Genomic DNA, 17,731 nt, shown 5'->3' on the forward strand with positions numbered 1-17,731 from the left:
TCTTGAAAAATCCCCCCTGCCGCGACGGCACTGTCCGTCCACCTCGGCACTGTGGAGAGAGTAGGGGGGAACTGTGAAGCGCGGTAGCTGTTCCGATAAATAGCTTGTTTCGGAACGGTACGGCGCCTAGGTGGACGTGTCCGAACACGGGTGCAATTGCGCAGCCGTGTTCGGTATCCGGTCAGGTGTACAGCGCGGCCCGCAGCCGCTCCGGGTCAGTCGTCGGGGCGTCACAGGTGAAATTACGGCAGACGTACGCCGTCGGTTCACCGCCGGCCAGCGGACGGTCGGCGAGGAGCGGAAATTCGTCACTCCCCGGCACGCCGTACGCGACCACCGCACCCGGCGCGGTCCCCAGAAGTGCCGTGCGGTGCAGGGACTTTGTCGCCTCGTCATCGAGCGCGGGCCCTACGACGGCGACCTCGCGCGGCCCGTCCAGCCGGGCCTCGGCGACCGCGAGGCCCCAGCCGATGAACCGCGGCACACGCGGCCCGAGCGCCTTCACCACGCCCAACGCCCGCTCGGCGGCGGTGCGATGGGGCTCGGCGCCGGTCTGGGCGGCATAGCTCAGCAGGGCGCCCGCGGCGGCCGTCCAGCCGGACGGGGTGGCGTTGTCGGTCGGGTCCTGCGGCCGGCGGATCAACTGCTCGGCGTCGGCGGCGGTGTCGAACAGCGCGCCTGATTTCTCGTCCGTGAACCGGACGAGAACGTGGTCGAGCAGCAGACCGGCGAATTCCAGCCAGACACCCTCGCCGGTCACGGACGCCAGCGCGAGGAAGCCCTCGGCGACGTCGGCGTAGTCCTCCAGAACCCCCGCGTTGGCGCCGACCCGGCCGTCCTTGCTGGTCCTGGCCAGACGGGCGTGGTCGTCGAGGTGGACGCGGACCAGCAGGTCGGCGGCGGCGACGGCGGCCTCCACCAGGTCGGGGCGATCGAAGTAGGCGCCGGTTTCGGCCAGGGCGGCGATCGCGAGGCCGTTCCAGGCGGCGACGATCTTGTCGTCCCGTCCGGGCGCGGGCCGCTCGGCGCGCGCCGCCCGCAGCCGCCGCTTGACGGACTCGACCTTCTCGGCGTCGAACACAGCGTCGGACTGCGGGAGTTGCAGGACCGAGGCGCCCTCCTCGAAGGTGCCCTCCTCGGTCACGCCGAAGTACTGGGCGGCGAGGTCGGCGTCGTCGCCGAGGACCCCGCGCAGCTGCGCGGGGGTCCAGACGTAGTAGGCGCCCTCGACGTGCCTGCCGGTACCGTCGTCGCTGTCGGCGTCCAGCGCGGAGGCGAAACCGCCCTGCTCGGTGCGGAGTTCGGCGACCATGAAGTCGGCGGTCTCCAGCGCGACCCGCCGGGCCAGGCCGGAACCGGTGGCACGCCAGAGGTGGGCGTACACCCGGCACAGCAGGGCATTGTCGTAGAGCATCTTCTCGAAGTGCGGCACCACCCAGTCCCGGTCGACGGAGTACCGCGCGAAGCCGCCGCCGAGCTGGTCGTAGATGCCGCCCCGGGTCATCCGCTCGCACGTGTCCTGCGCCATCTGCAACGCGCCCTCGGCGCCGGTCCGGGCGTGGTGGCGCAGCAGGAACTCGATGACCATGGACGGCGGGAACTTCGGCGCCCCGCCGAAGCCGCCGCGCTGCGCGTCGTACTCCCGGGTCAGCCCGAGCAGCGCTTGCGCCTGCTCCTGCTCGCCGGGCGCCTCGGTGCCGCCGAACCCGATCTCCCGTGCCGCCAGATCCCGCGCGATCTTCCCGGCCACGTCGGTGACCTCGTCGCGGCGGTCCCGCCAGGCGTGGCTGACGCCTTCCAGGACCTGCCGGAAGGAGGGCATGCCGTGCCGGGGGGCCGGCGGGAAGTAGGTGCCGAAGTAGAAGGGCTCGGCCTCCGGCGTGAGGAACACCGTCATGGGCCAGCCGCCCTGCCCGGTGGCCGCCTGCACGGCCTCCATGTAGACGGCGTCGACGTCGGGGCGCTCCTCGCGGTCGACCTTGATGTTGACGTAGTGCTCGTTCAGGTAGGCGGCGGTGGCCTCGTCCTCGAAGGACTCGTGGGCCATGACGTGACACCAGTGGCAGCTGCTGTAGCCGACGCTGAGCAGGACCGGTTTGTCACTCCTGCGCGCCTCGTCGAACGCCTCGTCCGACCAGGGCCACCAGTCGACGGGGTTGTCGGCGTGCTGCAGCAGGTACGGGGACGTCTCGTGCGCCAGTCGGTTCGGCATACCTCCATCCTGCCCGACGGGGTGGGGGCTGCCGAAACGACCGGCCGGGCATCTTCCCCGACCGGTGATCGCCGCCCTCTCGCCATCGCGGGCTCGCGGAAGGACACTCGTAGCCGGAGCAGTTGTCGCCGGAGGGGGACGGGACATGCGGGACAGTCATCGGGCGGAGGCCGAGCGGCTGTTGATGCGGGCGGTGGAGGAGGAGGTACGGCGGTCGGGCGGCCGTACCGACGGGAAGGTGCTCCTCGCCCGGGCGCGCGGCGCGCTGGACGCGATGGCGCAGACCGCCGCCGAGGAGTACGAGGCCTACACGCGGGCCCTGGACGAGACGGAGGCCGGCCGGCTGACCTTCGGGCAGCGGTATGCGCGCGAGGGCGCCGGGACGCCGCTGGTTGTGGCCGGTGTGGCCGCTGTGGCCGCCGTGGTGGCCGATCTGGCGCTCGGTACGGGCACGACGACCGCGCTCGGTGCGGGCGTGACCGTCGGCGTGGTGGGCGCGGCGACGACCGTGGTGAAGGTGGCCGGTTCCCATCTGCCCGCCGCGCACCAGCGTGCCGGAGCGGTGGGACAGCCCGGCGGACCGGAACAGTTGCGGTTGCAGTGGCTGACGGCACTGGAGGTACGGGGTATCCGCCCGTTCCTCGATCAGCAGCGGGTGCTGGCCGCGTCGACCGGGCCGAAGAAGCCGGGGCCCAAGCTGCTCGGCGCCGACAAGAGCGGGGCGGCGCGCGGGCGGAGTGTGCTGGCACAGTCGTTCGGTCAACTCCCGGAGCCGGTCGGCCCGTTCGCGGGGCGGCGGCAGGAGATCGCGCGGATCCGGCAGTGGGTGCAGGCGGCGCGCGCCAGTACGCAGACCCGGCCCACGGTGGTCGTCCTGCACGGGGCGCCCGGCAGCGGCCGTACCACTCTCGCGGTGCGCGCCACCCACGACCTGAAGGACCAGTTCCGCGGCGCGTGCGTGGTCGATCTGCGCGGCGACAGCCGGGACGAGCCGCCGCTGTCCACCCGCGAGGCACTGCTGCACCTGCTGAACCGCCTCGGCGCGCCGCGCGAGCAACTGCTGTTCCGGGAGCGTTCGTCGGCGGACCAGCAGGTCAAGCGGCTGAGCGAGCTGTACCACCAGCATCTGACCGGCGTACCCGTCACCGTCGTCCTCGACGACGCCTCCGACCCCGAACAGGTGCGCGCGCTGATCCCCGAGCGGTCCGACAGCCTGGTCCTGGTCACCGCCCGGGCGCCGCTCGACCTGCCCGGCGACCTTCCGGCGTGGGTGCACCAGCTGCCCGTCGAGCCGCTCGACGCGGCCGGCGCGGAGGAGCTGATGGGCGCGGCGGCGCAGGGCGAGACAGGGCCGTACGACGCCGAATCCGCCGACCGGATCCGGCAGCTGTGCGGCGGCCTGCCGCTGGCGCTGCGCATCGCGGGCTCCTCCCTGGGCCCGCGCTCGCCCCGCCGACTGGCGTCGGACCTGGGCGCGTACGGCCCCGTGGAGCCGGTCGAACGGGCCCTGTGGCTGCGTTACACCGACCAGGGCGAACCGGCCCGGCGGCTGCTGCGGCGCCTCGCCCTGGCCGGGCGGGCCTCGCTCGGTGCCGCCGCCGCCGCGTCCCTGCTCGCCACCGACCAGGCCGAGGCGACCCGGCATCTCGTCGCGCTGTCCCGCGCGGGCCTGATCGACCACGTCCGCGGCAACCGCTACCGGCTGCACGACCTCGTCCGCGCCTTCGCGCACGCCCGGCTGGCGGACGAGGAGGATCCGGGCGAGCGGGCGGCGGCGCAGGAGCGGCTGATCGTGAACTACGCCGACCTCGCCGACTCGGTGCTGCGCCTGGTCGACGGCAACATGTCGACCCGCTCGGACCGCTTCGGCCCGCACGGCTTCACGTCCCTGGACGAGGCGCTGCGCTGGCTGGACGACGAGTCCAGCTTCATCACGGCGGCGCTGCGGCACGCGGAGGGCGTCAACCAGGGGGCGGTGCTGAACCTGCTGGGCGCGCTGTGCGACTACTGCCTGCTGCGCGGCGACCTCTACCGCCTCGGCGAGATCAGCGAACTCGCCCAGGCCGTCGACCAGGGCCTGCTGATCCGCTCGGTCCAGTGGCGCACCGGCATCGCGGCGAGGCAACTGGGTGAGCTGGACAAAGCACGGACGACCTTGACGTCCGTGGTGGACCTGTATCGGGAGGCACACCATGACGCGGGCGCGGCGCGGGCCCTGTGCTCGCTCGGCATCACCTTGCACCACCAGGGCAATCTGACGGAGGCGGCGACGCGGTTGCGCGAGGCGCTGGACATGCAGGCCGCGCCGTCGCTGGCCACGGACCGGGCCTGGACGATGCACGCGCTGGCGGCGGTGGAACGCGACCGCGCCCACCTCGCCGAGGCCCTGGACCTGCTGAACCGCTCCCTGGAACTGCACCGCGCCGGCGAGTCCCTGCACGGCGAGGCCTGGGCGCACTTCCAGCTCGGCCAGCTGTACCTGCGCCTCGGCGACGTCCCCCGCGCGGAGACCGAGCTGCGCAGGGCCCTTGAGCTGTACGGCCGTACGCGCGACGCCCGGGGGCAGGCGTGGGCCCTGACCCAGCTGGCCCGGGCCCGGCTGGTCGCGGGCGACGCGCTTCCGGCGCTGGAGGAGCTGCGCCAGGCGGCGGCCCGGCACCGCGACAACGAGGACGCGCGGGGCGAGGCGTGGACGCTGTACTACCTGGGACAGGCGCTGGAGGAGTCCGGCAACCTGGATCAGGCGGTCCGGGAACTGGAGCGGTCACGGACGATGTTCTCCCGGATGCGCGACGTGTACGGCCTGGCCTGCGCGCGGCACCATTCGGCGCGGGCGACGAGAGACCAGCGCGCGGCCCAGACGGGCTCCCTGCGCAACTCCGGTTTCGCCCGCCAGTTGCTGGTCGACGCCCGCGCCGACTTCCAGCGCATCGGGGTGGCGCACGGGGAGGCGTGGACGTGCCTGGAGCTGGCGGTGGTGGACGCGGGCAACGCCCGTACGGCGGCGGCGCTGGCGCTGTGCGACGAGGCGGTCGGCCTCTTCACGTCGTACGGCGACCGCCGGGGCGAGGACTGGGCCCGCTTCCTGCGCTGCACGCTGCTGCCGTATGCCTCCCCGGGGGGTGCGGAGGTCGGTACGGCGGTGGCGCAGGAGGAGCTGGCCCAGCTGGCCCGGGCCGGGCATACCGCGCGGGACGAGAAGCTCGACGATTACCTGGAGACGTACCAGCTGCTGCTGGAGCGGGGCGTGGAACTGGAGGCCGGCTGGCAGGCCTGGCGCCTGGGCATGGTGCCCCGACGGCATGCCCGGGAGGTCATGGGGGTGGCGGTGGCGGCGGTGTCCTGAGGCGGTGGCGGCGGTGTGTCTTGAGGCCGTGGCGGCGGTGTCCTGAGGCGGTGGCGGCGGTGTCCTGAGTGGCGGACGCCGCACGGACCGGCGGGTCGGCGGGCGCACGCTCCGATCAGCTGCGCCCGCAGACCGCGCGGGATGGCTCAGCCCTGTGACGTCTTCCCCGAGGTGCCCGTCTCCGCGGTGCCCTTGCCGGAGGCCTCCGCCGCGTCCGGAGCCTCCTTGAAGTCGACTCGGCCCATGTGCCGGTTCATGGACTTCATCAGGCCCCAGACGGCCAGGGCCATCACCGCGAAGACGATGAAGCCGAGGACGCCGGGGGTCACCTTGTCCTCGTCGACCTCCTTGGCGAGGGAGACGAGGTGGGTCATTGCCAGGCTCGCGCTTGCGCTCATGTCAGGCATTGTCGCGGATGCCCGCGAAGAGGTCGTCCTCGGGGAGGGAGGTATCCACGAGGGACTTCGCGAGCTCGTACTCCTCGGTCGGCCAGATCTCCTTCTGCAGCTCCATCGGCACCCGGAACCAGCCCCCGTCGGGGTCGATCTGCGTGGCGTGCGCGATCAGTGCCTTGTCGCGGATCTCGAAGAAGTCGGCGCACGGGACGTACGTGGTGAGCGTGCGGTCCTTGTGGCCCGAGTCGTCCCAGCGCTTGAGCCACTCGCCGTAGGGGGACTCCAGGCCGCGGTCGAGCATCGCCTGGTGCAGCGCCTCGGTGCGCGGCCGGTTGAAGCCCTGGTTGTAGTACACCTTCAGAGGCTGGTACGCCGGTCCGTACTCGCTCTCCGGGTACTTCTCGGTGTCCGCCGCGCCCTCGAACGCCACCATCGTGATCTTGTGGGTCATGATGTGGTCGGGGTGCGGGTAACCGCCGTTCTCGTCGTAGGTGGTGATCACCTGCGGACGGAAGGAGCGGATCTTCTTCACCAGCTCACCGGCCGCCTTGTCGACGTCCTCCAGGGCGAAGCAGCCCTCCGGCAGCGGCGGCAGCGGGTCGCCCTCGGGCAGGCCGGAGTCGATGAAGCCGAGCCACTCCTGCTTGACGCCGAGGATCTCGCGCGCCTCGTCCATCTCTCGCTTGCGTACCTCGTGGATGTGCTCCTCGATGTACTTGTCGCCCTGCAGCTTGGGATTGAGGATGGAGCCGCGCTCCCCGCCCGTGCAGGTCACCACCAGCACGTCCACCCCCTCGGACACGTACTTCGCCATGGTGGCCGCGCCCTTGCTCGACTCGTCGTCGGGGTGCGCGTGAACGGCCATCAGTCGCAAGTGGTCAGTCAAGACTCAATCCTCGTTTGGTCGGCGCCCGGTGTGACCGGGTGCGAACGGCGGCTTCTATAGTGACCGAATCGGGGCGCGATTAATTCCGGGGTACGGCCCGGAAGCCCCCTTCGGGACCTTCATCCCGCTCCGGCCGAGAGGACGATCATGAGTACGGCGAGCACGCGACTGCCCGAGGGCCGTTACGGCCGATCCTCGGACGAGCGCGCCGACCGCACCCTCAAGGTCGCCGGAACGGTCCTCGGCGCGCTGCTCATCGCGGTGATCGGCTATTTCGCCTACCACTACATCGCGCAGAACAAGATCAGCGCGGAAGTGATCAGCTTCGATCTCTCGGACGATGCGGTGAAGGTGAAGCTGGCGGTCGAGAAGGACGCGGGCGCCTCCGGCTACTGCACGGTCCGCTCCCAGGCGGCCGACGGCGCCGAGGTCGGCCGGGCCGACTTCCGCTTCGGCGGGGACGCCACCCGGATCACCGAGGTGGTCACGCTGCGCACCACGGCGCCGGGCACCACGGCGGAGCTGCTGGGCTGTCACGCCGACTGACGTCATTCCTTATACGCAGCCCTGACCTGCGTTGACGTGATTTTGGGCACTAATGTCCTCCCCCTTCCGCCATTGAATTGTTAGGCTCGTGGTTTCGCCCACTCATGAAGGAACATTCTTCTGGGTAGGGCGATGCTTTGTATTCCCAGTACCGACGAGGAGCACCTGTGACCCAGACCAGCGAGAACGTCACCTGGCTGACCCAGGAGGCGTACAACAAGCTCAAGGACGAGCTTGAGTACCTTACTGGTCCTGCGCGCACGGAGATCGCCGCCAAGATCGCGGCCGCGCGCGAGGAGGGCGACCTGCGCGAGAACGGCGGGTACCACGCGGCCAAGGAGGAGCAGGGCAAGCAGGAGCTTCGCGTGCGCCAGCTGACCCAGCTCCTGGAGAACGCCAAGGTCGGCGAGGCTCCGGCATCGGCGGAGGGCGAGGTGGCGCCCGGCATGGTCGTGACGATCGCCTTCGACGGTGACGAGGACGACACGCTGACGTTCCTGCTCGCCTCACGCGAGTACGCGAGCGCCGACATCGAGACCTACTCGCCGCAGTCCCCGCTGGGGTCCGGCGTGATCGGACACAAGGTCGGCGAGGACGCGGAGTACGAGCTGCCGAACGGCAAGAAGGCCTCGGTGAGGATCCTGAAGGCCGAGCCGTACAGCGGCTGACCCCGCGGACGCGGCGATGAGCCGCTGCGGCACCGGCCTCGGTCCGCCCGTTCTTGACAGGCCCCCGGCGTCCACGCGAGACAGCGTCCCGCGTGATGCCGGGGGTTTCGCCATACCCAGGTCAGCCCACCTGGCCCCGGCACAGGCGCCTCACGCCGTCGCCGAGCGGTACTTCCGCACCGCCAGGGTCCGGAATATGAGGATGATCAGCGCGGAGTAGATCAGTGACGCCCAGACCGGGTGCTCCATGGGCCAGGCCCCTGAGTTGGAGACCCCGGGGTTGCCGAAGAGCTCTCGGCAGGCCTGGACCGTGGCGCTGAACGGGTTCCACTCGGCGATGTGCCGCAGCCAGGGCGTCATCCGGCTGGAGTCCACGAACGCGTTCGACACGAAGGTGACCGGGAAAAGCCAGACCAGTCCGCCGGACGTGGCCGCCTCGGGCGTCCGCACGGACAGACCGATCAGCGCGCCGATCCAGGTGAACGCGTATCCCATCAGAAGCAGCAGCCCGAACGCGCCGAGCACCTCGCCGACGCTGGTGTGGGTGCGCCAGCCGACCAGCAGGGCGACTATCGCGAGCACCAGCAGGGTGAGCGCGGTCTGCATCAGGTCGGCGAGGGTGCGCCCGGTCAGCACCGCCCCGCGGGCCATGGGCAGCGAGCGGAAACGGTCGACCAGCCCCTTGTGCATGTCCTCGGCGATGCCCGCGCCTGCGCCGGCCGTGGCGAAGGTCACGGTCTGGGCGAAGATGCCCGCCATCAGGAACTCGCGGTAGACGCCGGGGTCCGTGCTGCCGCCGATGTTCATGGAGCCGCCGAATACATAGCTGAACAGCACCACGAACATGATCGGCTGGAACAGCCCGAAAATGATCATCTCGGGGATCCGGGACATCCGGATCAGGTTGCGCTTGGCGACGACCAGGGAGTCCCGGACGGACTGGCCGAGCGGATGCGGGCGGGCGGCCCGCGGGGCGGCGTCGGTGACGGCACTCACTTGACGGACTCCTTCTTGCGCTTGCGGCCCCTGGTGTCGGCGGACGTACCGCCCTCGTCGTGCTCGTCCGCGTCCTTGGCCTCGGCCGCGTGTCCCGTCAGGGACAGGAACACGTCGTCGAGGGTCGGGCGGCGCAGGCCGATGTCGTCGATCTCTATGCCTCGGACGTCCAGCTCCCGGATCACCTCGGCGAGGAGCTTGGCGCCGCCGGTGACGGGGACGGTGAGCTTGCGGGTGTGCTCCTCGACGGTGGTGTCGCCCTTGCCGAAGCCGGCCAGCACCTCGGCGGCGGCCGTGATGTGCTCGCGCTCGTGCACCACGACCTCGACGCGCTCGCCGCCGGTGCGGGCCTTGAGCTGGTCGGAGGTGCCACGGGCGATCACCCGGCCGTGGTCGACCACCGCGATGTCGTGCGCGAGGTGGTCGGCCTCTTCCAGATACTGCGTGGTCAGCAGGAGCGTCGTACCGCCGGAGACGAGCTGCTTGATGACGTCCCACAGCTGCTGGCGGTTGCGCGGGTCGAGGCCGGTCGTCGGCTCGTCCATGAACATCACGGGCGGCGAGACCACCAGCGCCGCGGCCAGGTCGAGCCGACGGCGCATGCCCCCGGAGTAGGTCTTGGCGGGCCGGTCGGCGGCGTCCGCGAGGTTGAACTGGTCGAGCAGCTCGCCCGCGCGGGCCTTCGCGGCCTTCGCGTTCATCTGGTAGAGCCGGCCGACCATCTGGAGGTTCTCCCGGCCGGTGAGGTACTCGTCGACGGCGGCGAACTGGCCGGACAGGCCGATGGAGCGCCGCACCTGGTCGGGATGTTCGAGTACGTCGATGCCCGCGACGACGGCACGGCCGCTGTCGGGGCGCAACAGGGTCGTCAGACAGCGGACCGTCGTCGTCTTGCCCGCGCCGTTCGGCCCGAGCAGGCCGAGGACCGTGCCCTCGGGGACATCGAGGTCGACGCCGTCCAGTGCCCTTACGTCGCCGAAGGTCTTGACCAGGCCTTCGGCATAGATAGCGCCTGGCATATGAGTCTCCACGTCGTCGGGGATGCTTCGGAAAAACTGGGTCTGTGGGGTTTGTTCCGCCTGATGGGTGGGGCCACGAGACACACCATAACGCGATGTATCGCGTCTCTCAATGGACTTCACCCGAACGAGCGGCGAAGAGTTCACGATCTTGACCGGGCAACCGGCCTGACCTCGGCCTTTGCCGGTCGTATGCCGTCCCGGCAGCTCAGTCGATGACGGTGTACCCCGCCTTGCGCAAGGCCTCGCCGACCTCGACGCAGTGCGCCGGGCCCTTCGTCTCCAGGTGCAGCTCGACCTCCGCCTCCGTGAGCCCGAGCCGTGGGTCGGTCCGCACATGGCTCACGTCGAGGACGTTAGCGTCCACCACTGACAACACCCCCAGCAGCGTCGCGAGCGCACCCGGCCGGTCCGTCAGCCGCAGCCGTACGGCCAGGTAGCGGCCCTGCGCCGCCATGCCGTGCCGCAGCACGCGCTGCATCAGCACCGGATCCACGTTGCCGCCGGACAGCACCGCCACGACCGGACCCTCGAAGGCCCCCGGATCGCTCAGCAGCGCCGCCACCGGACTCGCCCCGGCCGGCTCCACGACCAGCTTCGCCCGCTCCAGACAGAGCAGCAGCGCGGTGGACAGCGCATCCTCACTGACCGTACGGACCTCGTCCACCAGGTTTCCGATGATCGCGAACGGCACGTCGCCGGGCCGCCCGACCTTGATGCCGTCGGCCATCGTCACGGGGTTCTCGATCGACACCGGGCGGCCTGCCGCCAGCGACGGCGGGTACGCCGCCGAGCCCGCCGCCTGCACGCCGACGATCCGCACATCGGGCCGCAGCGCCTTCACCGCGATCGCGATACCGGCCGCGAGACCGCCGCCGCCGATGCCGACGACGATCGTGCGCACCTCCGGGCACTGCTCCAGGATCTCCAGGCCGACGGTGCCCTGACCGGCGATGATGTCCGGGTGGTCGAAGGGGTGGATGAACACGGCGCCGGTCTCGGCGGCGTACTCCTGCGCGGCGGCCAGGGTCTCGTCGACCACCTGTCCGTACAGGCGCACCTCGGCGCCGTAGTCACGCGTCGCACTGATCTTCGGCAGCGGGGCGCCCTTCGGCATGAACACGGTGGAGTGGACGCCGAGCAGTGAGGACGCCAGGGCGACGCCCTGCGCGTGGTTGCCGGCGCTCGCGGCGACCACACCGGCCGCGCGCTCCTCGGGCAGCAGGCCGGCGATCCGGACGTAGGCGCCGCGCAGCTTGAAGGAGCCGGTCCGCTGGAGGTTCTCGCACTTGAGGTGGACCGGGGCGCCCACCAGCTGGGTCAGATATCTGCTGCCCTCCATCGCGGTGACACGTGCGACGCCGGTGAGCATCTTCTGCGCTCCGCGCACGTCGTCGAGGGTGACCGGGGGCAAGGTGTCGGCCTTGCGGTAGTTCATGAGTCAAGTCTCGCAGTTCACACGCCGCGACAGCCGCTGTGACCAACGTCCGAGACGGGTTTGTGCAGCGCCGGTACGGCCTGCCGCCCGGCCGCGTACCCTGTCCCCCAACCCAGCACCCAGCATGAAGTGAGCCCCCGGCCATGCCCACAACACCTGAAATGTCGATGGACATGACGACCGTCGGTGACACCGGCCTTCTCGACGCGCTGCAGCACGAGGTGGCGGTGTTCGCCCGGCGTGCCGAACAGACCCGGCTCGGCGGGGTCGGGCAGGTGCGCAACTCCATGGACCGTGCCGCGTACCTGCTGCTCAACCGGCTCGACAAGGAAGGGCCGATGGGCGTCAAGGCGCTCGCCGCGAGCATGGGCATCGACTCGTCGACGGTCACCCGGCAGGTGGCTCCGCTCGTCGACACGGGCCTGGTCAAGCGGACCTCGCACCCCGAGGACGGACGGGCGGTGGTGCTGCAGCTGTCCCCGCGCGGGTCGGCGCGACTGGAGGAAGTGCGCTCGTCGAGGCGTCAGTTGATGGCCGAGCTGACACACGACTGGGCGCCGGAGGAGCGCGAGGCGTTCTGCACGCTCCTCACCCGCTTCAATCACGCCCTCTCGGCCCGGATGGCGGCCCACGGGATGCCGGGGGCGGAAGCGCCGTCGGGTTCCTGAGAGCCGCTGCCCTATTGGGAGCTGTTGGCTTACTGGGAGGGGGGTGCCGCGCGTCAGGGATGTGCACGCGCGCGTGGCGCCCGGGTCAGGGCGGGTGCCCTCAGCGGTGGCGTGCGCGCCCCCGAAATACATGCCCCCTGCAATACATGCCCCGGCAATCGGCATCCCCACCATGCGCGGCTCTTGACCGAAAGGGCGCGGCTGCCCTCATATGAGACCGGGTCCTCGTGCGCGGGTTCGCAGCCGGTACGCCGAATGCGCCGGTGCGGCGGCGGGATCCGCTTCCTCAGGTCGGCCTCAGGCGGGAGGCGCGGTGCGAGAACGGCAAGCGTCCCAAGGTGCCCGCCGGGCCCGGGAGTTCGAGGCGTTCGTCGCCGGGGCGGCGGGGCGGCTGCTGCACACCGCCACGCTGCTCACCGCCGAGACCCCGAACGCCAACCCGCGCGCGCGGCACCTGCTGACGCTGGCCCTGGCCCACACGTACGCCTCCTGGGACCGGCTGCGCGGCGAAGACCCGTACAACCGCACGCGCGCGTACCTCGCCGTCCGCTTCGCGCACCGCGCCTGGCACCAGTACGGCGCCCTCGGCCGGGCCCGCCCGCACCCCGGCAGCACGCTCGCGAACCTCGCCCCGCAGGAGCGTCTGGTCCTGGTGCTCAGGCTGTACGAGGGGGTCCCCGAGGAACAGACGGCGGCGCTGCTCGGACTGCCCACGGAACGCGTCCACGCGATCTGCGACCGGGCCACGGCGACCCTGTTGCACCCGCCGCGGCCGCCCACGCCCGCCGTGACGGGCGCGAAGGTGGCGGCGTCATGATCGGGAGGCCGCGGTGAGCCGGGCCGAACGGGAGGCCGCCGCACGGCGGATCATGGAGCAGACGCCACCCCGGGTGCCGCCGGACCTCTGCGCCGACGCCGTGCGCCTCGGCGACCGACTGCTGCGGCGCCGGGCCCTCGCCCTGCGTCTGGCCTGGCTGCTGCTGTGCGCGGCGACCGTGGCGTTCACCGTCTGGGCACTGACCGTGCGGCCGTGGGTGGAGCCGCCGTCGGAGACGACTCCACCGCTCACCGGCTGGTAGCCGCTACGCCCTAGGGGCGGGGGACCGACCTCCATGCCGCGTTGCCGAACCGCCCACGTGACTCCTCCCCCACTCCCCCACTCTCGGCTTCACTCGAGCGGGGGGACCCCATCGCGGGCGGCCCGACGCCTTGCGATCGCACGCTCCCCCACGCTCGAACCGGCTCGCGCGGGGGCACCCCCATCGCCGCCGGCCGGCCCCGCCCTCCGGGCGCGGACGACGGGAATGTGCCGACAGGACCTAGCCGAGCGCCTGCTGGAGGTCCTCCAGCAGGTCGTCGGCGTTTTCGATGCCCACGGACAGGCGCACCAGGTCGCCGGGGACCTCCAGGGCCGAGCCGGCCGCGGAGGCGTGCGTCATCCGGCCGGGGTGCTCGATCAGCGACTCGACGCCGCCCAGCGACTCACCCAGGGTGAACACCCGGGCACGGTTGCAGACCTCGACGGCCGCCTCCTCGCCGCCCTCGACCTGGAAGGAGACCATGCCGCCGAACGCGCGCATCTGCTTGGCGGCGACCTCGTGACCGGGGTGGTCCGGCAGCCCCGGGTACAGCACACGCGTCACGCGCGCGTGCCGGGTGAGCATGTCGGCGATCTTGACGGCGTTCTCGCTGTGCCGGTCCATGCGCACGGAGAGGGTCTTGGTGCCCCGCAGCACCAGCCAGGAGTCGAAGGGCCCGGCGACCGCGCCCATGGCGTTCTGGTGGAAGGCCAGCTCCTCGCCGAGTTCCGCGTCGCCGACGATCAGCGCGCCGCCCACGACGTCCGAGTGGCCGCCCATGTACTTGGTCAGGGAGTGCACCACGACGTCCGCGCCGAGCGACAGGGGCTGCTGGAGGTACGGCGTGGCGAAGGTGTTGTCGACGACGAGCCGGGCTCCGGCGTCCCGGGCGACCTGGGCGACGGCGGCGATGTCGGTGATGCCGAGCAGCGGGTTGGAGGGGGTCTCGACCCACACCACCTTGGTCTTCGGGGTGATGGCGGCCCGTACGGCCGCGGGATCGCTGGTGTCGGCCACCGACCATTCCACGCCCCACCGGGCGACGACCTTCGCGAACAGCCGGAACGTGCCGCCGTACGCGTCGTTGGGGATGACCACGTGGTCGCCGGGGCTGAGCAGCGTACGCAACAGGCAGTCCTCGGCCGCCAGTCCGGACGCGAACGCGAGGCCGCGGCGGCCGCCTTCCAGGGCGGCGAGGTTCTCCTCCAGGGCGGTCCTGGTCGGGTTGGCGCTGCGGCTGTACTCGTAGCCGCCGCGCAGACCGCCTACCCCGTCCTGCTTGTAGGTGGACACCTGGTAGATCGGCGGGACGACCGCGCCGGTGAGGGGGTCGGCCGTGTTGCCCGCGTGGATGGCGAGCGTCTCGAAGTGCTGACTGATGTGCCTGTCGCTCATGGGAACCGAGCGTAAGCGCTCCGCCGGGGGTGCCGCAGGGCCCGGGGGGGTATTTCGCGAGTCGGCGGGTCGTTCGTCGCTGGTCGCCCGGTTCCGCGCACCCCCGCGAGACGCGGCACGCACCGCACGTCCGTCGTGGTTGCCCACAGGCCCGGCGAAGTTGTCCACAGGCCCGGCTGAGGGAGTTGGCCAATTGTCGGCGGCGTCTGGTTCGCTTGAGGCATGGAGATTCTCTGGGTCCTGATGGGCCTGCTCATGATCGGCTTCGTGCTGGGTCCGTTCGTGATGCGCCGGCGCAGGGGGATAGAGCTGGTCAAGCCGGGCCACCCGGACGCCGCGGACCCCGCGAACTACGGCTTCGTGCGGCAGGAGGAGCTGGACGTCCGCATGCCCGGCCCCGACCAGGACCTGCTGGACGTCCTGGACCTGGTGCAGCGCACGCAGGACCATCGGGCCGCCGCGCAGCTCCTCGCGGGTACGGAGGCGGAGGGTGAGCGGCGCTGGCAGCGTGTGCAGGCCTTCGCCGGTGCCGCGGCACTGGAGCTGCAGCAGCGGCCGGGCGGCGTCAGCGAGGCGCCGGGCGGCCAGTGGCTGCGCGTGTGGCGGGCCGAGGCGCCCAAGGACGCGGGCGGTGCGACGGTGCACGCCGAGTTCCTGGTGCAGCAGGCCTGGCGGACGGCGACGCCCGGCACGGACGAGTTCCGGATCATCATGGAGGAGGCGAAGGCGGCGTGCGGCGAGGCGGCGCTGCTCGCCCCCGGCGACCCGATCCCGTACATCATCGAGCTGTCGGTGGCCCGTGGCCTGGCCTACCCGCGCGCGGAGTTCGAGCAGCTCTGGCTGAAGATCCTGGACCGCGCGCCGAACCACATGGGCGCGCACCTGGCCGCGCTGCACTACTGGTGCGAGAAGTGGCACGGCTCGCGTGAGCTGGCGACCCAGTTCGCGGAGGCCGCGGCGGCCCGCGCGCCGCAGGGCTCGCTGCTGGCGGCGATGCCGCTGTTCGCGGTGTTCGAGCACCTCCCCGAGGTCAACCTGGTCGCCGGCTTCTACCAGAGCGAGGTCGTGACCAAGGCGATCCACGGCGCCCTGCACGCGGTCCACTCGGCCCGCACCGACGACCCGATGCTGGCGCACGTGCGTCATCTGCTGGTGTTCTTCCTGGTCCGCTCCGAGCGCTGGGCGGAGGCCATGAGCCAGCTGATACACATCGACGGCCATGTGGGGGCCCTGCCCTGGACACTGTCCCCGGACCCGGCCGCGGAGTTCGCGGTCTACCGGGCGCTGGCGGTGGCCGGGTACGAGGCGAACGGCGGCAGCCCGGCGACGCTGCTGCGCTGAGGGGGAGGGCCCGGGGCTGGTCACCAACCGGACTGCCGCATACGCCCGCGGCCGCCACCGCGACGCGTCGGCGCAGGTGGTGGCCGCGGGCAGGCCGATGCACGACGGAATGCGGAGCAGCGCTCGGATGTTCCTCAGGTGCCGCCCCGCGGAGACCGGGAAGGCCCCGTTGTAAGCCCGGGAAGAAGGAGCCCCGACATGCTGTTCGGCCGTACGCCCACCCTGCCCACCTCCGAGCAGGCACTGAAGGGCCGCCCGGAGCCCGCCTTCACGGTCCCCGACCGCCACACCGTCCTGGGCAATCCGCTGCTCGGTCCCTACCCCGAGGGCCTGGAGATCGCCGACTTCGGTCTCGGCTGCTTCTGGGGCGCCGAGCGCAAGTTCTGGCAGCTCCCGGCGGGGGTGTGGACGACCCTCGTCGGCTACCAGGGCGGCCACACCGAGAACCCCACGTACGAGGAGGTCTGCTCGGGCCTGACCGGCCACACGGAGGCCGTCCGCGTGGTCTACGACCCGAAGGTCATCTCGTACGACCGCCTCCTGAAGACCTTCTGGGAGGCCCACGACCCGACGCAGGGCTTCCGCCAGGGCAACGACGTCGGCACGCAGTACCGCTCGGCGATCTACACCCACACCCCGGAGCAGGCCGCGACCGCGGAGGCCTCGCGCGAGGCGTACCAGAAGGTCCTGACCGGCTCGGGCTACGGCAGGATCACGACGGAGATCCTCCCGGCGGAGGGCCGGCCGTTCTATCCGGCGGAGGGGTACCACCAGCAGTACCTGGACAAGAACCCGGCGGGTTACTGCGGGATCGGCGGCACGGGGGTGTCGTGCCCGATCGGTGTCGCCAAGGCCGACGGGTGAGCACTGGCGTCACACCGACGCTGCTGGAAGCGCTGTGGCGGGAACGACGGCCGTCGGGCCCGCCCATCGCCCACACGTTCCGCAGCACGTACGCGGATCGCTGGGTACGCTTCCACGGTCTCCCCGGCTCGAAGCGCTACCCGGAGTCCGAGAACGACCGGGTCGGCCGGCTACCGGACACCACGACAGGAACTGCACCCCGACGGCGTCCGCTGGTGGATCGAGTCCGATGACGACGACCCGGACCCGGAGTTCCACATCCACACGCGCCTCTACGCCGATCGGCGCCGGTGGCGACACGGCTGCGCTGATGACTTGCTGCGCGCCGTCGCCGACGAGGCGCTCGTAGAGGTGTTCATCACCGACACGGGACTTCGACGCATCCACCATCCGTACGACGGCGGCGCAGACGTCGTCCTCGCCACTCCTGCTAAGTACCCCGTTCGGGACCAACGCGGGGCGTCGTGCCCGACGGGCATCGCCCCGGGTCGGACGCCTGACTAGCCCCGCATGGCTTTGATGTCATCGGCCTTCTTCGCGGCGCCGCCGATAGCCCACTCGGCGCTCGGGGTCTCAGTAATGAACGCGTGCGTGGACTGACGCATCGGCTCACCCGCGATCTCGATGAGTGTTTCCGAAAGGCGTTCCACCAGCTGGCGCTTTTCCTCATGGGTGAAGACGCCCTCGATGACCTTGATCTCTACGACAGGCATAGGACCATTCCATTCCTTGTGACTGTGCCTGTCGTGAGGCTAAGCAGCTCCCATGACCGCCGCGCACTGTACGGGGCCATTCAGCGCAACGGAAATGCGTGAGCCTCGGCGCGGTGCGGCGCGTCGCTGCCTTACCATCACCTGGCTGCGCCGGCGGGCCCACGG

The 17,731-nt window shown here is 71.3% G+C and carries 16 protein-coding genes; 8 read left to right on the forward strand and 8 right to left on the reverse strand.

Translation table 11 applies throughout. The features are described from left to right. Positions 1-181: 181 nt before the first annotated feature. Positions 182-2,212, reverse strand: a complete 2,031-nt coding sequence (locus HJD23_RS14595; RefSeq protein WP_171109951.1) for a thioredoxin domain-containing protein — start codon at positions 2,210-2,212, stop codon at positions 182-184. A 145-nt stretch (positions 2,213-2,357) separates the two neighbouring features. Between HJD23_RS14595 and HJD23_RS14600 the strand changes: the two genes are divergently transcribed. Further along, positions 2,358-5,558, forward strand: a complete 3,201-nt coding sequence (locus HJD23_RS14600; protein ID WP_171109950.1) for a tetratricopeptide repeat protein — start codon at positions 2,358-2,360, stop codon at positions 5,556-5,558. 146 nt (positions 5,559-5,704) lie between these two features. Here HJD23_RS14600 and HJD23_RS14605 read toward each other — a convergent pair whose 3' ends face one another. Then, positions 5,705-5,965 carry a hypothetical protein gene (locus HJD23_RS14605; protein ID WP_171109949.1) on the reverse strand — a complete coding sequence of 87 codons (261 nt, stop codon included), beginning with the start codon at positions 5,963-5,965 and terminating at the stop codon, positions 5,705-5,707. Then, complete coding sequence (gene mca, locus HJD23_RS14610; RefSeq protein ID WP_171111650.1) at positions 5,958-6,818, reverse strand: mycothiol conjugate amidase Mca; 861 nt, start codon at positions 6,816-6,818, stop codon at positions 5,958-5,960. Before mca ends, HJD23_RS14605 begins: the two co-directional genes overlap by 8 nt. Before the next feature lie 168 nt (positions 6,819-6,986). On the opposite strand from mca, the gene HJD23_RS14615 reads away from it, so the two are divergent. After that, positions 6,987-7,385, forward strand: coding sequence for a DUF4307 domain-containing protein (locus tag HJD23_RS14615; protein WP_171109948.1), 399 nt, complete (start codon positions 6,987-6,989; stop codon positions 7,383-7,385). Between the two features lie 167 nt (positions 7,386-7,552). Continuing rightward, positions 7,553-8,053, forward strand: coding sequence for a transcription elongation factor GreA (gene greA / locus HJD23_RS14620; protein WP_171109947.1), 501 nt, complete (start codon positions 7,553-7,555; stop codon positions 8,051-8,053). A gap of 150 nt (positions 8,054-8,203) precedes the next feature. Here greA and HJD23_RS14625 read toward each other — a convergent pair whose 3' ends face one another. The 3 genes from HJD23_RS14625 to ilvA form a co-directional block, all read right to left on the reverse strand. Then, complete coding sequence (locus HJD23_RS14625) at positions 8,204-9,049, reverse strand: ABC transporter permease (protein WP_171109946.1); 846 nt, start codon at positions 9,047-9,049, stop codon at positions 8,204-8,206. Beyond that, complete coding sequence (locus HJD23_RS14630; protein ID WP_171109945.1) at positions 9,046-10,068, reverse strand: ATP-binding cassette domain-containing protein; 1,023 nt, start codon at positions 10,066-10,068, stop codon at positions 9,046-9,048. The genes HJD23_RS14625 and HJD23_RS14630 overlap by 4 nt, the downstream gene beginning before the upstream one ends. Before the next feature lie 208 nt (positions 10,069-10,276). Then, positions 10,277-11,506 carry a threonine ammonia-lyase gene (ilvA, locus tag HJD23_RS14635; RefSeq protein ID WP_171109944.1) on the reverse strand — a complete coding sequence of 410 codons (1,230 nt, stop codon included), beginning with the start codon at positions 11,504-11,506 and terminating at the stop codon, positions 10,277-10,279. 161 nt (positions 11,507-11,667) lie between these two features. Between ilvA and HJD23_RS14640 the strand changes: the two genes are divergently transcribed. The 3 genes from HJD23_RS14640 to HJD23_RS14650 all read left to right on the forward strand — a co-directional run bounded on the left by HJD23_RS14640 (position 11,668) and on the right by HJD23_RS14650 (position 13,253). Next, on the forward strand, positions 11,668-12,174 hold the full coding sequence (locus HJD23_RS14640; RefSeq protein ID WP_171111648.1) for a MarR family transcriptional regulator: 507 nt from the start codon (positions 11,668-11,670) through the stop codon (positions 12,172-12,174). A 313-nt stretch (positions 12,175-12,487) separates the two neighbouring features. Beyond that, on the forward strand, positions 12,488-12,991 hold the full coding sequence (locus HJD23_RS14645) for a sigma factor-like helix-turn-helix DNA-binding protein (RefSeq protein ID WP_171109943.1): 504 nt from the start codon (positions 12,488-12,490) through the stop codon (positions 12,989-12,991). A 13-nt stretch (positions 12,992-13,004) separates the two neighbouring features. After that, on the forward strand, positions 13,005-13,253 hold the full coding sequence (locus HJD23_RS14650) for a hypothetical protein (RefSeq protein WP_171109942.1): 249 nt from the start codon (positions 13,005-13,007) through the stop codon (positions 13,251-13,253). 240 nt (positions 13,254-13,493) lie between these two features. On the opposite strand, the gene HJD23_RS14655 is transcribed toward HJD23_RS14650, so the two are convergent. Further along, positions 13,494-14,648 carry a cystathionine gamma-synthase gene (locus HJD23_RS14655; protein WP_171109941.1) on the reverse strand — a complete coding sequence of 385 codons (1,155 nt, stop codon included), beginning with the start codon at positions 14,646-14,648 and terminating at the stop codon, positions 13,494-13,496. Positions 14,649-14,870: 222 nt separating this feature from the next. Between HJD23_RS14655 and HJD23_RS14660 the strand changes: the two genes are divergently transcribed. Continuing rightward, positions 14,871-15,989, forward strand: coding sequence for a hypothetical protein (locus HJD23_RS14660; RefSeq protein WP_171109940.1), 1,119 nt, complete (start codon positions 14,871-14,873; stop codon positions 15,987-15,989). 198 nt (positions 15,990-16,187) lie between these two features. After that, on the forward strand, positions 16,188-16,853 hold the full coding sequence (gene msrA / locus HJD23_RS14665) for a peptide-methionine (S)-S-oxide reductase MsrA (RefSeq protein ID WP_171109939.1): 666 nt from the start codon (positions 16,188-16,190) through the stop codon (positions 16,851-16,853). Between the two features lie 500 nt (positions 16,854-17,353). Here the strand turns inward: msrA and HJD23_RS14670 are convergent, their stop codons facing one another. Then, positions 17,354-17,566 carry a tautomerase family protein gene (locus tag HJD23_RS14670; protein ID WP_171109938.1) on the reverse strand — a complete coding sequence of 71 codons (213 nt, stop codon included), beginning with the start codon at positions 17,564-17,566 and terminating at the stop codon, positions 17,354-17,356. Between the last annotated feature and the right edge of the window lie 165 nt (positions 17,567-17,731).

The organism is Streptomyces sp. Z423-1 (assembly GCF_013009255.1).
Classification (GTDB): domain Bacteria; phylum Actinomycetota; class Actinomycetes; order Streptomycetales; family Streptomycetaceae; genus Streptomyces; species Streptomyces gossypiisoli.

What these genes read in the sequence shown, in the direction of transcription:
- HJD23_RS14595 (WP_171109951.1), bottom strand. Translation starts at nt 2,212, where the DNA reads ATGCCGAACCGACTGGCGCACGAGACGTCCCCGTACCTGCTGCAGCAC.
- HJD23_RS14600 (WP_171109950.1), top strand. Translation starts at nt 2,358, where the DNA reads ATGCGGGACAGTCATCGGGCGGAGGCCGAGCGGCTGTTGATGCGGGCG.
- HJD23_RS14605 (WP_171109949.1), bottom strand. Translation starts at nt 5,965, where the DNA reads ATGCCTGACATGAGCGCAAGCGCGAGCCTGGCAATGACCCACCTCGTC.
- mca (WP_171111650.1), bottom strand. Translation starts at nt 6,818, where the DNA reads ATGGCCGTTCACGCGCACCCCGACGACGAGTCGAGCAAGGGCGCGGCC.
- HJD23_RS14615 (WP_171109948.1), top strand. Translation starts at nt 6,987, where the DNA reads ATGAGTACGGCGAGCACGCGACTGCCCGAGGGCCGTTACGGCCGATCC.
- HJD23_RS14630 (WP_171109945.1), bottom strand. Translation starts at nt 10,068, where the DNA reads ATGCCAGGCGCTATCTATGCCGAAGGCCTGGTCAAGACCTTCGGCGAC.
- ilvA (WP_171109944.1), bottom strand. Translation starts at nt 11,506, where the DNA reads ATGAACTACCGCAAGGCCGACACCTTGCCCCCGGTCACCCTCGACGAC.
- HJD23_RS14640 (WP_171111648.1), top strand. Translation starts at nt 11,668, where the DNA reads ATGTCGATGGACATGACGACCGTCGGTGACACCGGCCTTCTCGACGCG.
- HJD23_RS14655 (WP_171109941.1), bottom strand. Translation starts at nt 14,648, where the DNA reads ATGAGCGACAGGCACATCAGTCAGCACTTCGAGACGCTCGCCATCCAC.
- HJD23_RS14660 (WP_171109940.1), top strand. Translation starts at nt 14,871, where the DNA reads ATGGAGATTCTCTGGGTCCTGATGGGCCTGCTCATGATCGGCTTCGTG.
- msrA (WP_171109939.1), top strand. Translation starts at nt 16,188, where the DNA reads ATGCTGTTCGGCCGTACGCCCACCCTGCCCACCTCCGAGCAGGCACTG.
- HJD23_RS14670 (WP_171109938.1), bottom strand. Translation starts at nt 17,566, where the DNA reads ATGCCTGTCGTAGAGATCAAGGTCATCGAGGGCGTCTTCACCCATGAG.